The sequence below is a fragment of the uncultured Rhodoblastus sp. genome (assembly GCF_903903185.1).
Taxonomy (GTDB): Bacteria; Pseudomonadota; Alphaproteobacteria; order Rhizobiales; family Beijerinckiaceae; genus Rhodoblastus.
Window position 1 is genome coordinate 45,706 of record NZ_CAIUXT010000074.1, and the last position, 13,575, is coordinate 59,280.

Here is a 13,575-nt window from a genome sequence, read left to right on the forward strand (position 1 = left end):
GATTGCCGCCCCATGAAAGTCACGCTCGAGAGATCGGCTCTCCTCAAATCGCTCGGCCATGTGCATCGCGTCGTCGAGCGGCGCACGACCATTCCGATCCTCTCCAATGTCCTGCTCAGCGCCGGCGGCGGCGGATTGCAGCTCAAGGCCACCGATCTCGATCTCGAAGTCACCGAAACCGTCCCCGCCGATGTCGGCAAGGCCGGCGCCACTACCTTGCCGGCCCATGTTCTCTACGAAATCGTCCGCAAATTGCCCGATGGCGCCCAGGTGTCGCTGGAGTCGGGGACCGACGGCGGCCAGCTGCAACTGCGTTCGGGCCGCTCGCGCTTCAACCTGCAATCCCTGCCGGAAAGCGATTTTCCCGACCTCGCCGCCGGCGACATGAGCCATAAGTTCAAGCTCCCCGCGGGCGAACTCAAGCGGCTGATCGACAAGACCCAATTCGCCATCTCCAACGAGGAAACCCGCTATTACCTCAACGGCGTCTTCATGCACGTCGCCGAGGCCGACGGCGTGTCGGTGCTGCGCGCGGTGGCGACCGACGGCCACCGTCTCGCGCGGCTGGAGACGCCGGCCCCCGCAGGCGCCGCCGGAATGCCGGGCGTCATCGTGCCGCGCAAGGCGGTGGCGGAAGTGCAGAAACTGATCGAAGAGCCGGATCTGGAAGTCGGCGTCGAGCTTTCCGCGACCAAGATCCGCTTTACGCTTGGCGAAGTGGTGCTGACCTCGAAACTGATCGACGGCTCCTTCCCCGATTACGGGCGGGTCATTCCGGCGCATAACGACAAGTTTCTGACCGTCGAGCGCAAGGATTTCGCCGATGCGGTCGATCGCGTCTCGACCATTTCCTCGGAGCGCGGACGCGCCGTCAAACTCGCGGTTTCCGAAGGCAAGCTGGTGCTCTCCGTCACCAATCCGGATTCAGGGTCGGCGGTGGAGGAGCTGGAGGTCGATTACAACGCCAGCCCGCTGGAGATCGGGTTCAACGCCCGCTACCTGATCGATATCGCCAACCAGCTCGACGGCGACACGGCTTTGTTCAAGCTCAACGATTCCGGCTCGCCGACCATCGTGCAGGACCGCGAAGGCGCGAGCGCGCTTTATGTCTTGATGCCGATGCGGGTGTGAACGGCGCCGCTTGTGCCGGCAATGCCCCAATTCCCTATGCACCTGACTTTCCGGCCCGATATCAATGGATTGCGCGCCATCGCGGTGGTCAGCGTGGTCGCCTTTCATGTCGAGCGGCGGCTGGCGCCGGGCGGCTTCGTCGGCGTCGATATTTTTTTCGTCATTTCCGGCTATCTGATTTCGCGGATCATTTTTTCCGAAATTTCGGTGGGCCAATTCAGCTTGCGGCGGTTTTACGCGCGCAGGGTGCGCCGCATTTTCCCGGCTTTGGCGCTGGTGCTCGGCGCCGTCTGGCTTGGCGGCCTGTTATGGCTGCCGCCGCCGGCCCTGACCGTGCTCGGCCAGCATCAGCTCGAAGCCGCCGCCTATATCCTCAATTTCAGTCTGGCGGCGGAGGTCAATTATTTCGCCCCCTCGGCGCAAGGCAATCCGCTCCTGCATTTGTGGTCGCTGAGCATCGAGGAGCAATTCTACATCGTCTGGCCGGCGCTGCTGATTCTGGGCCTCCGCCTAAGGCTGCCTACCGCCGCGCTGATCCTTGCCGTCACGGCGCTGTCATTCGGGTTCAATCTCTATTCCACGCCTCGCGATCCCACCGCCGCCTTTTATCTCCCCTGGGGTCGCGTCTGGGAGCTGGCGCTGGGCGCCGCCGTAGCGCGCTTCGAGCTTTCGCGCGGACCGCCGCCGGGCGGCGCACGGCGAGGAGGACTGGCGCTCGCCGGAATCGCGCTGATGGCGGCGGCCATCGTGCTGTTCGACGAAAACCAGGCTTTTCCGGGCTGGCGCGCGGTGGTTCCGACGCTGGGCTGCGCCATGGTCATCGCCTTTCCGGGCCGCTGGAGCGAAAAACTCCTTTGCGCGGCGCCGATGCAATTTTTCGGCAATCTGTCCTATCCCTTCTATCTCTGGCACTGGCCTTTGCTGGCTTTCGCCTTTCTGCGCTGGGGCGCGCTGGCGCCGCCGGGCCTGCGGCCGGCGCTGGCGGCGCTGGCGCTGATTCTCGCGGCGCTGACCAATCGCTTCGTCGAGCGGCCGATCTTCGCTTTTTCCGTTCGGCGTCCATGGAAAACCGTCGCGGCGCTGGCGGCGGCGCTGGCGGCGCTCGGGCTGATCGGAATGCTGACGCGCGCCGAAAAAGGCTTCCCCGGCCGCTATCCCGCGCAGGTCGCGGCGATATTCGCCTTCCCGCCGCATGGATTCGAGCAGCAAGCCTATCGCGCCGGCCTTTGTTACGACGACCGGCGCGACGAACACCTGACGCCTGAGACGGTAGCGCAGGCCTTTGCGCCCCAATGCCTGCAAAAGGCCGATCCCGCCAAACCCACCCTCCTGCTGCTCGGCGATTCGCATGGGGCGCATCTTTATGCGGGGCTTAGCGCCGTATTCGGCGACAGGGCCAATATCCTGCAACTCAACGCCAGCTATTGCGCGCCGCTGATCGAAAACATCGAACCGGAAGCGGGGAGCAAGTCGGCGACGCCACGCTGCCGCGCCATCAATGACCATGTGTTCGCCCAGGTCGAAGCGCTGAAGCCCGATATTGTGGTTGTAGGCGCCTATTTTGGCGTCTTTCTGGACACGCCGGGCTGGGCCACGCGCGATTTTCTCCAGAATTTCCGCGCCGGCGCCCAGGCCTTGCGGGCGCGCGGCGTCGGCCGGGTGATCGTCGCCGGACAGATTCCGACCTGGACGCCGAGCCTGCCGCAGCTGGCGGCGAACGAGATTTTGCGCGACGGGAGGACGCCGGTCTTTTCCTCGAATGGTCTCAATCGCCAGAGTCTTGACGTTGACGCCGCCTTGCGCCGGCAGGATTTTGGCCCGGGCGTGTCTCTTATATCGTTGGCCGAGAAGCTCTGCGACGACAGAGGCTGCCGCCGCCGCCTTGGCGACGATCTGCCCGAAGATCTGATGGCCATCGATTACGGCCATTTTTCAACGCGCGGATCGGCTTATGTCGCGCGCGAAATTCTGGGCCCGGCGATCGAGCAAGCGCTCGCCGGCGTCAAACGCTGAAACACTTCACAGCGCCTTGCTCAAAAAGGTCCGCTCGGCGCCGGGCGGGAAATTCTCGATCCGCCCGGAGATTGCAAAACCGCATTTGCAGTAAAAATCCAGCGGACCCGCTTCGAACGTGTCGAGATAAAGCCCGACGCAGGCGGTTTCGCGGGCGAAATTTTCGACTTCGGCGAGGAGGGCGCGGCCAAGCCCGTTGCGGCGCCAATCCGGCGCCAGATAGAACTGGCTGATATAAAGCCAGCGCCAGTGGATCACGCCATTGACGCCGCCGATCCACTCGCCTCGTTGATCGCGCGCCGCCAGCGTGAAGGTTTTTTCATTGCGCGGGCCGTGGCTCCCGGCGATTTCCCGTCCCAGACGCGCCGAAACCAGTTTTGAAGCCTCGCTCCCGGCGACTTCCCTTGCGATATGAAAGGGCTTGGTCGGGACCTGTTTTTTTGTCATGGATCCGCGCATGAAAAAAGTTCTGGGTTTTCTCGCCGCACTCTGGCCGCTCGCCGGCATCGGCGCAAGGGCCGAGCCCGATTGCGCTTCCCCTGCCAGAATCGAGGCGCCGATTGGCGGACCGCTGCAACGGCTGCATCGCGTGGAAGATTACCAGGCGATCCTGCAAAGCTGCACAAACGCCGACAAGGAGCGGTTGGCCATCCGCGCCATGCGCGTCGGCGGCGAGGAATTCTTGCTGACCGTGGACTCGAAAAGTCTCGACACGAGCATCGAGCGCCGCACTTGCTGGACCTGCCGCGAACCGAAGGGGACGAGCCGCTTCCAGCAATTGGTCGCGCAATTCGCCGACGATCCGGGGAACAGGCTCAAACCCGGCGCTACATGGCTCGACAATGCGGGGCTGAAACATGGACACGGCGAAGGCGCCTTCCTCACCGCCGACCTCTGTCCGTCACGAAAATCGCTCGACCGCGACTTCCTGCAAAAGCTCGAAAAGGCCGGCCCCGCGACGCAGATCGCCCTGTCGGTCTCCGGCCTCTGGATCGCCCATCACCCCGAGGATTTCGACTGGCTGCGGCGGGAAAAGGCGGAAGGCCGGCTGGCCATCACCTTCGTCAATCACTCTTACACCCATCCCTACCGCCCCGGCCTGCCGACAGGGCAGAATTTCCTGCTCGCGCCCGGCCTCGACAAGGACCGCGAGATTTTCGACGTCGAAAGGCTGCTGATCGCCAATGGCGAGACGCCTTCGGTGTTTTTCCGTTTTCCCGGCCTGATTTCCGACGCCGGCTGGATGCAGGCGCTAAAGGACGACCATCTGATACCGCTCGGCGCCGACGCCTGGCTGGCGCTGGAGCAAAAGCCGCGCGAGGGCGCCATTATTCTGGTCCACGTCAATGGCAACGAGCCGCTGGGACTGAGCAAATTTCAGGATCTAAGCCTCCGGGGCGCTCTGCCGACGCCGTTCCTCCCGCTCACCCGGGCGCCTTGAGCGCCGTCTCGATAAAGGCGATGGCGTCGTCGAGGACCGGCGCGCGCCAGCGGAACGGACGCGAAAGGGTCAGCACCAGCCCGACGTGGCCAAGTCCCGGATAGATCCTGTTCTCGACGAAAACGCCGTTTTCCTCCAGAGCCTTCGCCATGTCGTCGGCGTTGAAGTCGGCGACCACGCCGTCCTTGTCGCCGCGCGCCAACAGCATGGGCGGCGCTTTCGCCGAGGCGAAGGCCAGGGGCCGCGCGCTTTCCGGATTTTGCGCGGCGGCGGCGAAAATTTTCTGGGTGCGCGGCCAGGTGGTCGGATCGAAGGCATAGGGACCGGCGAGACCGACCACGGCGGCGGGCGGCGGCGCGCCCATGGCGGCCTCGTCCAGATAATGCGGGTCGAGCGCCAGCAGCGCGGCGATATGGGCGCCTGCGGAATGGCCCATCAGCACGATGCGGCGCCTTTCCCTGGGCGTGGCGACATGGCGCTGCACCCAGGCATAGCTGAGCGCCGCATCCTCCATGAAATCGGGGAAGGCCGACTGCGGGAACAGACGGTAATCGGGAATCACCGCCGTATAGCCCCGCGCCGCCAGAGCCGCGCCGACGAAACGATAGACGGCGCGTTCGCCCCGCCGCCAGCCGCCGCCATAAAAGAAAATCACGATCGCCTTGCGGTCGATTTCCGGCGCCGGGCGGTAAATATCGAGCTTCTGGCGCGCCAACGGGCCATAGGCGAGGCCTCGGGCGACGGCGCCGTGCTTTTCCGCGACGATGGCGTTGAACAGGACGCCCGGCAGGCGCCATTCGGTGTCGGCGCGCGCGCCGGCCTCCGCATAGGCCGCGATCGCGCCCATCAGGGCGACGCTGACAGCCAGAGTTTTCTTCGACATTCCCGTTACGTTTCCTTCTGATAGGCGTTGCTCTTTGTTGCATACTGTCAGCCGCCGAAAAAGTTTCATCGGCCCGCAACCGCGCCGGCGACACGGCGCGGTTGTCACCGCAGACAGGAGGCTTGCTCGAAGCGCGCTCTCGACAAGGCATTTTGTTCGAAAGACTCTCGTTTCAAGCCATCCCGGCCCAAAGCATCTTGGCCGGCGGCGAACGCCATGCGAACTTGTCGGCCAAGACCAATCCGGGCGGGTCGGACGGATCCGATGAAACATGTCGACAAGCGTTTTCTTGCCTATCATGTGCTGCTGGCGGCCGCCGCCGGCGCGGTATTGCTATGGATTTCGCTGCGGGCCGCCGAATATGGCAAGGCGGTCCAGCAGGATTTCAAATTATCGGAGAGCGTCGGCCGGGCCGAGCGCGCGCTCGGCGACCTGATGGAGACCCTGCTCCAGTCCGAATCCGGGGTGCGGCGTTTCCTGCTGACTCCCGAGGACAAGTGGCTGGCGGACCCGGCCGGCGCCAAAGCCAGGGCATTGGCGGATGTCGAGAATTATCGGGCCGAACGCATGGCGGGCGATGGGGCGCCGGCCGTCGAGACCCTGCTGCGTCAGGAGGTCGAGGCGAAATTCGAGCATTGGTCGCGCATGGTCGAACTGGCGCGCGCCGAGGGCGCCGAGGCCGCGCTGCGGGTCGCCGCCGACGAGCCGGGCGCCGCTTCGATGCGCCGCATCGGCGACGCCGTGGCCGAGGCGCGCAACAACACTGGAATCCTTCGCCAGAAACGTCATGACGAAACCTCGCGGACGCTGCAAAGCCTGCGGCGGACCACCTGGGAGGGGATGGTCGCCATTCTCGCCTTGTCGGGCGCCGCCATTTTCGCCATCGCCACCCGCACCAGCCAGTTGATCCGCGCGCGGCACGACTTGCGCGAGGCCAACCGGCAGCTGGAATCGCGCGTGCGCGAACGAACCCGCGAACTCCAGCGCTCGAACGAGGACATCCAGCGTTACGCCCATGTCGTCGGCCACGATCTGCGGGCGCCGCTGGTCAATATCATGGGATTCACCCGCGAACTGGAAAACGCCGCCGAAGTGCTCAAGGCCTATGTCGACTCGATGCGCGCCGGCGCGCCTTTCGCGCGGATGGACGAGGTTTACGCCGCCGTCGACGAGGAGGCGCCGGAAGCCTTGCGCTTCATTCAATCCTCGCTCAAGCGCATGGACTCGCTGATTGCCGGCATTTTGCAATTGTCGCGGCTCGGGCGCGCGCCGCTGCATCCCCAGCGCATCGACATGGGCGAGTTGCTCGAAGACTGTTTGTCGCAGATCCGCAAGCAGCTGGTGGAGAGCGGCGGCGAGGCGAGCGTCGTCAAGCCGCTGCCCGACATTGTCAGCGACGCCAATGCGGTGAAGCAGATCTTCACCAACCTTCTCGACAACGCCGTCAAATATTTCGCTCCCGGCCGCGCCGGAAAAATCGCGATCAGCGGAGAGGCGCGCGGGGCGATGGCCTATTTCGAAATCCGCGACAATGGCCGGGGCGTCGCGGCCAAGGACCGCGAGCGCGTTTTCGACCTGTTTCGCCGCGCGGGTCCTCAGGACCGGCCGGGCGAAGGCGTCGGCCTCGCCCATGTGCGCAGTCTGACGCGGCGGCTCGGCGGCGAAATCCAGGTCGAGTCCGATGGCGTCACCGGTTCGGTGTTTCGCTTCTCGCTGGCGCGCAATCTCGACCGAATCGTGCAAGAGAACTAAAGGGCGAAAATTGAAGGCCGGAGAATGGAATGGCGGAGACCGTGAACACCAGCGACGCCAAGCCCGTCCTGATCGTCATGATCGAGGACGACGAAGGCCATGCCCGGCTGATCGAGAAACATATCCGCCGCGCCGGCGTCACCAATGACATCGTCGGCTTCCGCGATGGCGCCAGCGCGCTGGATTTTCTGCTCGGCGACGGCCCCGACCGGATGAAACCCGGCGCGCCCTGCCTGATTCTGCTCGATCTGAACCTGCCGGACATGACCGGGATCGACATTCTCGCCAGAATCAAGGGCGACGCCCAATTGCGCCGTTCCCCGGCGATCGTGCTGACCACCGCCGACGACCAGCGCGAAATCCAGCGCTGCTACGATCTCGGCGCCAATGTCTATATCACCAAGCCCCTGATTTACGAGCACTTCGCCAACACCATCCGGCAACTCGGCCTGTTCCTTTCGGTGATGCAGATCCCGGAGGTCGATTGACATGACGCAGGCGGCCGAGGGAAGGCATCCCATCCGAGTGCTCTATATCGACGACGATCCGGCCTTCGCCGCCCTGACGCGCAAGGCGCTGTCGCGGCGCGGGCACGAGGTCGCGCATGTCAAGAGCGGCGCCGAGGGGCTAAGTCTGCTCGCCGAAGGTAAAATCGACGTGATCGCGCTCGACCACATGCTCGAAGGCGAGACCGGCTTCGACGTGCTGCGCCGCCTCGGACCGCGCGAAAGCCGCCCGCCGGTGGTCTATGTCACGGCGGCGATCGACGCCCAAACCGCGATCCAGGCGATCCGCGCCGGCGCCGACGAATATGTCGTCAAGGATTCAGCCGAGGCCTTTTTCGATTTGCTGGTCGTCGCCATGGAACAGGTACTAGAACGCTGGCGCCTCAGGGAGGTGCAGGAGCGCAACGAACGCGAAGTGCGCGTCGCGCGCGACCGCGCCGAAACCCTGTTGCGCGAGGTCAATCACCGCATCGCCAATAGTCTGGCGCTCGCCGCCGCCATGGTGCGGATGCAGGCCGGCGCGCTGACGGACCCCGCCGCCGTCGCCGCCCTGAACGAGACGCGGCGGCGCATCATCGCCATCGCCGGCGTGCATCGCCGCCTTTACGTATCGGACAAGGTCGGCCAGGTCGAAATCGACGACTATCTCGGCCATCTGACGGCGGAACTGGCGGAATCCCTGCGCGACACCGCTCACGACCACCGCATCGCGCTCAGCGCCGAAAAATTCGCCATTCCCATCGACAAGGCGGTGACGCTCGGCGTCATCGTCGGCGAACTGGTGACCAACGCCTTCAAATATGCTTATCCGCACCAGCGCCGGGGCGAAATTCGCGTCGCCGTCGGCCGGGCCGGCGCCAAAGGCTTTGTCAGCGTCGAGGATGACGGCCAAGGGTTCGACGCCGCGGCGCCAAGCCAGGGCACCGGGCTGGGGTCGAAAATTCTCTCCGCCATGGCCCGGACCTTGGGCGCAACCCTGACGCAGAACGTCGGCGCCAGCGGGGTGCGGACCCGGCTCGAATTTCCGCTGGCGTGATTTTCCTCAGCCGCAGGCGATCACTTTCTTTTTGCCGTGACCGTCCCTGTCGCGCAGGTCCGCGATCTTTTCGCGGCCCTTGCGCGCGTCCGTTGCGGAATCGGCCTCTTCGCGCGGAACCAGCAGGCATTGTTCGGGAACGGTCCGTTCCATGACCGTGGCCAGAATGATCGGCTCGGGGCGCGGCGTCTGGACCCTCATTCCGGGCTTTTCAGGCCGCGCCGCATGAGCCGCCATTCCGGCCAGACCGCTCCCGAGCGCCAGAACCAGTGAAAAACGCAAAATTTGGCGATTCCATTCACCCATGACCAACCCCTCCTGCAGAGCCTCGACCCAATGACCAATACGACTGAAAATTAGAATAGTTCCGCTCGTCCTCAGGCGATTTGACACTTTTTTTACCTCCGAAGCCGGAGGCCGCGCCCAAATGGCTTCAGCACAACCATTGACGCGTAAACCGGACGGCGCGACAAAAGTTCCGCAACAATTTTCGGGCAGGATCGCGCTCCTGCCGAATCGCTCAGGTTGAAGCCTCGGGGATTGGGCGGGGGCGCGAGGGCGCCGCCGAACGGGAGAGGGAGTCGTCGATCGCGAGGAGCCGCGATCGACGAAAAAGGGAAAAATCCGGCGTCTCGGGGAGAAACGCACCAAATGGCGGGAATATTGGCCAGAACCTTGGCCAGAGCCGAAACCCCGGACGCGATCCAGCCGCAGGGCTGGCTGATTGTCTGCGACTCCGGCGCCTCCCGGGTGCGGCGCCATTCGAGCAATCTCGCCGGGCTGTTTCCCGCCTGGCCGGGACCGTTCATCGGCGCCAACTTGCGGGAAATACTGGGTCCTCAGGTCACGCACAGCCTCCGCAACGCTCTGTCGCGCTTCGCCTCCCCGGCGCCGCCGGCCTTGCTTACGGGATTGCTGCTTCCCGGCTGCGCAGGCGCCTATGATCTCGCCGTCCACGCGATCGAAGACGAAACCGTGATCGAAATCGAACCGGCGGCGCCGGAAAACGACCGTTCGCTGCTGGACCGTCTGAGGGCGTTTATCGCGCGCCTCGCCCAGGCCGGCGATCTCGACAAGACCTTGCAGGCGGCGGCGCGCCTGTGCTTCGCGATGTTGCAATATGATCGCGTCGCGGTGCTGCGCCTCGACGCGCTGGGGCGGGCGACCCTCGTCGCGGAGCAAAAAGCCGGGGACCTCGACTCCTGGTCCGGCTCCGCCGGTCCACCGGCGATTTTCAGCGAGGAAACCCGCGCGAAATGGCTCGCCTGTCGCCTCCGGCTGCTCATCGACGCCGATTCGCCGCCTGCCGCCATCCTCGGCGCGCCCGAGGCGGGGGCGCTCGACCTGACGCTGGCTTTCTTGCGCGCCCCCAGCCCCGACGAGCGCGCTGTCTTGCGCCAGAGCGGCGCCGCCGCGGCGCTGGCGATCGCGATCGTCGTCGATGGCCTGCTGTGGGGTCTGGTGTTCTGCGCGCACCGGACGCCGCGCCATCCGGCGATGGAACTGCGCGCCGCCGCCGAACTATTCGGCGAATTCCTCTCGCTGCGCCTGCAGGTCCTGTCGCCGCAGCGGACCGCACAAAAACGCGCGGCGCGGCCAGCGGCGGCGCTTGACGGGTTGCGGGTGATGATCGTCGAGGATCAGGCGCTGATCGCGATGGATCTCGAAGCCTCGCTCACCGAAACCGGCGTGACCGTCGCCAGCGTCTGCACCAGTTGCGCAGAAGCGCTGATGGCGCTGGAAAGCGTCGAGATCGACGCCGCCATACTCGATTACCATCTCCACGGCGAAACCTCGCTCGCGGTGGCGGAGGCGCTGGAAAAACGGGCCATTCCGTTCATTTTCGTCACCGGGGAGAGCCTGTCGGGCCAGGGCGACGACCCGAAGCCGCTGACCCGTCTCGCCGGCAGGGCGCTGGCGCGCAAGCCCTATGAAATGGGGCGAATCATGGCGGCTCTCGGCGAGGCTCTGGCGGATCCTGAATGAGGCCGGCGCCCGATGAAGGCAGAGGCTGGACTTCTCTCCTGGGCCGCGGCTCCGGTCGCCTTCCGTCAGTCGCCCGCTATGCCGCCGACGGCGACGCCGGTGATCTTGCCGGCGGTGTCGAATCCGAACAGGAGGCTGGTCGCATCGCCGCGCGGAAAGACGAATTTCACGATGGCGAACGTCTGATCGCCGTCCTTCCTGGTTTGCACGATTTCGGCGCGCAGCGGCGCGGCGCCGTATTCGTTGAGGTCGTGCGCCATCCCTGCGACTGCCGCATCGGTGACCTGGGACGCAAAGGCGGTCGCATATTGAGAGCGGTCGGTCCGTCCGGCCATCATCTCCGTGAACCAGCGCATCGCCCACGCAGAGAGGCCAGCCGAATCGGTCGGCTCGGAGACAGCCGGGATTTCGCCGGCGCGAACGGTCGCGACCGGAGAGGCTGCGAACATGGCGATGGCGAAGGCGGCGGCGACGCGTCGCACCCGCTTGGCCGTGCTTTGAAATGAGACCTCGGATCGTTTCATCAGCCTTCGCGCTTCATGAAATCGAAGCATGGGGCGGCCAGGACCGCCCCTTCCATTTGCTCACGATCAGCCGCCGCCGCCCTGGACATGCGGATCGCCATGCTTCTCGATCTGCTCCCTCAACAGCGGCGCCGGGTCCTCGGGACGCTGGAGATTGGGGATGAGATCGGTGGAGGCGCCGCCGACAAAGCGCTTGATATTCGGGAACTTGATGATCGTCTTGTCGAACTCGATCATCACCGGGCCCGTCAACCCGGCGATCCAGCCATTGTCCTGTCCGGCATATTTTCCCGGCGAGGCCTGCCGAACCGTCGACGGCGCCGCGCCATTGAACGTCATGTCATATTTCTCGAACGGGTCCATGGTCAAATTGTAGATAGCGGGAACGGCGCCGAGGTCCGACTTCACGCCGAGCCAGGAGTCTCTGGCGGTGTAGAGCATCTTCCAGGCGATGTTGAGCCACGGCTCCTTGGGATCGCCGGCGATATCGACCCGGGTTCCCTCAAAGACCTCGCCGTCGATATAGATCCAGGACCGGCGCGCCGAATGCTCGGCCTTTCCCAAAATGTAGGCGCTGTTGTCGATCGAGTCGAAATAGATCGGTTGGCCGTCATTGCCGACCCATTCGTGCGGCGGAGGCGTCAGGCCGACCATGGACGCGAGCGTCGCCCAGGCGTCGATATGCGACATCATCTCGTCGTACTTCGCGCGCGCGGGGATATGGCCCGGCCACCACATGATGCCGGGAACCCGCCACCCGCCTTCGAACGGCGAGCCCTTCTCGCCGCGGAACGGAGTCGTGCCCGCGTCGGGATAAGCGTCCAGCCACGCGCCGTTGTCGGCGGTCACGATCACGATGGTGTTGGGCGCATGCTTGCGGACCGCGTCAATGATCTTGCCGATGTCGGCGTCAAGCTCCATCAGCGAGTCCGAATAGTCCCCAAGATGCGACCGGCCCGCAAAGTCCGGCGCGGCGTTGGTCGGGTTGTGCATCTTGAGAAAGTTTACATCCATGAAGAACGGCCTTTCGGCGCTGGCGTGCGCTTTGATGTAGGCGACTGCATTTTCTGCCTGCTCCTCGTCGAAGGTGGCGAAGCGTTCGTAAGTAATCTTGCCGAGGTTCTTCGCCGGCTTACCGGCAAACCCTTCCCATTCGGCCAGGTTCACGTTTTCGGTATAATATTTGGCGAATTGCGGATTATAGGAGGGGAACCAGGGATGAAACCACTTGTTGGTATAGTCGTAGGCATAGACGCCGGCGTAGTAGGCGGCGAAGTTCTTCATCTCGTCGAAACCGTGCTCCGTCGGATAGGATTCCGGAATGTCGCCCATATGCCACTTGCCTGAAAAGTACGTCGAATAGCCTTTCTTCTGGAAGAACTCGGCGATCGTCGGCGTTTCCTTGCGCAAGTAGTTCGGATCTCCCGGCGCCACGACGATAGACAGCGCCGAGCGGACCGGGATTCGTCCGGTCATGAATGAGGCGCGTCCGGCCGTGCAACTTGCCTGGCCGTACCAATTGGTGAAGGTCGCGCCTTCCTCGGCGATCCTGTCGATGTTGGGCGTCGGGTGGCCGAGCGCCTTTCCGCCGCCGGAGTAGGCGCCGAAGTCGTTCCAGCCCGTGTCGTCCGTCATCAACATGATGATGTTCGGCTGTTTCTGCGTCTGGGCTTGTGCGGGGGTCAGGGGGAAGGTCGCCAAGGCTGCGGTGACGACCGTTACGCCGCCGAGGAGCGACGTGCGCTTGCATGATTTCATTGACCAGCTCCCGGAACAAATTCGAAAATTGACCGGTCACGACGATAGCACAAGAGAGACTTTTAACCTATTGTTTTTTATTAATAAAGCGCCGCGTTCGAGTCCGTTCGGGATTAAAAAGTTCCCGGTCGGCTGGGTCGTTATTGTAATATTGGGGCCGTTTTTATTGTGCCCTCAAACTGGAGAAGGGTGGTATACAGATTATAAAATCACGGGGAATTTCACTTGAAAATTATTTGCCCGGGTTTGACGCGAGAGGTTGCTCTCGCCTGCTGGATGGCATCGGCGTTATCGTCCAAAATCCTGAATTTTGCTTTTCGAAACAATGCTCGACTTGTTCGCCAGCGTGAACGCCGGGCGATGCTCGGCGAATCCGTTCGGCTGCCGCCGCCGTTCGAGATTTACACGCGGAAGAATATCGAATTGGAAGGGCAGGAAGTCGGATCGACGCGGCTTCGGCCCCCAAGGCTCTCGCCTTGGTCGTTCAGGAAGGACCGCAAATGCGCATCCTTGCCGTTCCGGGCGCCACTTTCCGCAGTCCGCTC

12 protein-coding genes are annotated in these 13,575 nt (G+C 64.0%); 7 read left to right on the forward strand and 5 right to left on the reverse strand.

Annotated elements, in window-relative coordinates:
• Positions 1 to 12: 12 nt before the first annotated feature.
• A complete protein-coding gene (gene dnaN, locus QZY01_RS07010) occupies positions 13 to 1,131 on the forward strand; it encodes a DNA polymerase III subunit beta (protein WP_294535112.1) in 1,119 nt (372 codons plus the stop codon).
• A gap of 21 nt (positions 1,132 to 1,152) precedes the next feature.
• Entirely contained in the window at positions 1,153 to 3,144 is a 1,992-nt protein-coding gene (locus tag QZY01_RS07015; RefSeq protein WP_294535114.1) for an acyltransferase family protein, read from the forward strand.
• Between the two features lie 6 nt (positions 3,145 to 3,150).
• On the opposite strand, the gene QZY01_RS07020 is transcribed toward QZY01_RS07015, so the two are convergent.
• Positions 3,151 to 3,591 (reverse strand): GNAT family N-acetyltransferase, encoded by a 441-nt coding sequence (locus tag QZY01_RS07020; protein WP_294535117.1) that lies wholly within the window; start codon positions 3,589 to 3,591, stop codon positions 3,151 to 3,153.
• 10 nt (positions 3,592 to 3,601) lie between these two features.
• Between QZY01_RS07020 and QZY01_RS07025 the strand changes: the two genes are divergently transcribed.
• A complete protein-coding gene (locus QZY01_RS07025; protein ID WP_294535120.1) occupies positions 3,602 to 4,585 on the forward strand; it encodes a polysaccharide deacetylase in 984 nt (327 codons plus the stop codon).
• Here the strand turns inward: QZY01_RS07025 and QZY01_RS07030 are convergent.
• Complete coding sequence (locus tag QZY01_RS07030; protein ID WP_294535122.1) at positions 4,569 to 5,468, reverse strand: alpha/beta hydrolase; 900 nt, start codon at positions 5,466 to 5,468, stop codon at positions 4,569 to 4,571. The genes QZY01_RS07025 and QZY01_RS07030 overlap by 17 nt on opposite strands.
• 264 nt (positions 5,469 to 5,732) lie before the next feature.
• Here QZY01_RS07030 and QZY01_RS07035 point away from each other — a divergent pair, with 264 nt between their 5' ends.
• Genes QZY01_RS07035 through QZY01_RS07045 form a run of 3 tightly spaced genes read left to right on the forward strand, consistent with a single transcriptional unit; the run spans position 5,733 to position 8,762 of the window.
• Positions 5,733 to 7,220, forward strand: coding sequence for an ATP-binding protein (locus tag QZY01_RS07035; RefSeq protein WP_294535124.1), 1,488 nt, complete (start codon positions 5,733 to 5,735; stop codon positions 7,218 to 7,220).
• Between the two features lie 29 nt (positions 7,221 to 7,249).
• Positions 7,250 to 7,708 carry a response regulator gene (locus QZY01_RS07040; protein WP_294535127.1) on the forward strand — a complete coding sequence of 153 codons (459 nt, stop codon included), beginning with the start codon at positions 7,250 to 7,252 and terminating at the stop codon, positions 7,706 to 7,708.
• A 1-nt stretch (position 7,709) separates the two neighbouring features.
• The gene (locus QZY01_RS07045) at positions 7,710 to 8,762 is read left to right on the forward strand and encodes a response regulator (RefSeq protein ID WP_294535129.1); all 1,053 of its coding nucleotides are present in this window, start codon (positions 7,710 to 7,712) and stop codon (positions 8,760 to 8,762) included.
• A 6-nt stretch (positions 8,763 to 8,768) separates the two neighbouring features.
• Here QZY01_RS07045 and QZY01_RS07050 read toward each other — a convergent pair whose 3' ends face one another.
• On the reverse strand, positions 8,769 to 9,068 hold the full coding sequence (locus tag QZY01_RS07050) for a hypothetical protein (RefSeq protein ID WP_294535131.1): 300 nt from the start codon (positions 9,066 to 9,068) through the stop codon (positions 8,769 to 8,771).
• A 357-nt stretch (positions 9,069 to 9,425) separates the two neighbouring features.
• Between QZY01_RS07050 and QZY01_RS07055 the strand changes: the two genes are divergently transcribed.
• Positions 9,426 to 10,748, forward strand: a complete 1,323-nt coding sequence (locus tag QZY01_RS07055; RefSeq protein ID WP_294535134.1) for a GAF domain-containing protein — start codon at positions 9,426 to 9,428, stop codon at positions 10,746 to 10,748.
• Between the two features lie 65 nt (positions 10,749 to 10,813).
• Here QZY01_RS07055 and QZY01_RS07060 read toward each other — a convergent pair whose 3' ends face one another.
• Positions 10,814 to 11,272 (reverse strand): hypothetical protein, encoded by a 459-nt coding sequence (locus tag QZY01_RS07060; RefSeq protein ID WP_294535136.1) that lies wholly within the window; start codon positions 11,270 to 11,272, stop codon positions 10,814 to 10,816.
• 66 nt (positions 11,273 to 11,338) lie between these two features.
• Positions 11,339 to 13,030, reverse strand: coding sequence for an arylsulfatase (locus tag QZY01_RS07065; protein ID WP_294535139.1), 1,692 nt, complete (start codon positions 13,028 to 13,030; stop codon positions 11,339 to 11,341).
• Positions 13,031 to 13,575 lie beyond the last annotated feature (545 nt).

What these genes read in the sequence shown, in the direction of transcription:
- QZY01_RS07025 (WP_294535120.1), top strand. Translation starts at nt 3,602, where the DNA reads ATGAAAAAAGTTCTGGGTTTTCTCGCCGCACTCTGGCCGCTCGCCGGC.
- QZY01_RS07065 (WP_294535139.1), bottom strand. Translation starts at nt 13,030, where the DNA reads ATGAAATCATGCAAGCGCACGTCGCTCCTCGGCGGCGTAACGGTCGTC.
- QZY01_RS07015 (WP_294535114.1), top strand. Translation starts at nt 1,153, where the DNA reads ATGCCCCAATTCCCTATGCACCTGACTTTCCGGCCCGATATCAATGGA.
- QZY01_RS07045 (WP_294535129.1), top strand. Translation starts at nt 7,710, where the DNA reads ATGACGCAGGCGGCCGAGGGAAGGCATCCCATCCGAGTGCTCTATATC.
- QZY01_RS07040 (WP_294535127.1), top strand. Translation starts at nt 7,250, where the DNA reads ATGGCGGAGACCGTGAACACCAGCGACGCCAAGCCCGTCCTGATCGTC.
- QZY01_RS07060 (WP_294535136.1), bottom strand. Translation starts at nt 11,272, where the DNA reads ATGAAACGATCCGAGGTCTCATTTCAAAGCACGGCCAAGCGGGTGCGA.
- QZY01_RS07035 (WP_294535124.1), top strand. Translation starts at nt 5,733, where the DNA reads ATGAAACATGTCGACAAGCGTTTTCTTGCCTATCATGTGCTGCTGGCG.
- QZY01_RS07020 (WP_294535117.1), bottom strand. Translation starts at nt 3,591, where the DNA reads ATGACAAAAAAACAGGTCCCGACCAAGCCCTTTCATATCGCAAGGGAA.
- QZY01_RS07050 (WP_294535131.1), bottom strand. Translation starts at nt 9,068, where the DNA reads ATGGGTGAATGGAATCGCCAAATTTTGCGTTTTTCACTGGTTCTGGCG.
- dnaN (WP_294535112.1), top strand. Translation starts at nt 13, where the DNA reads ATGAAAGTCACGCTCGAGAGATCGGCTCTCCTCAAATCGCTCGGCCAT.
- QZY01_RS07030 (WP_294535122.1), bottom strand. Translation starts at nt 5,468, where the DNA reads ATGTCGAAGAAAACTCTGGCTGTCAGCGTCGCCCTGATGGGCGCGATC.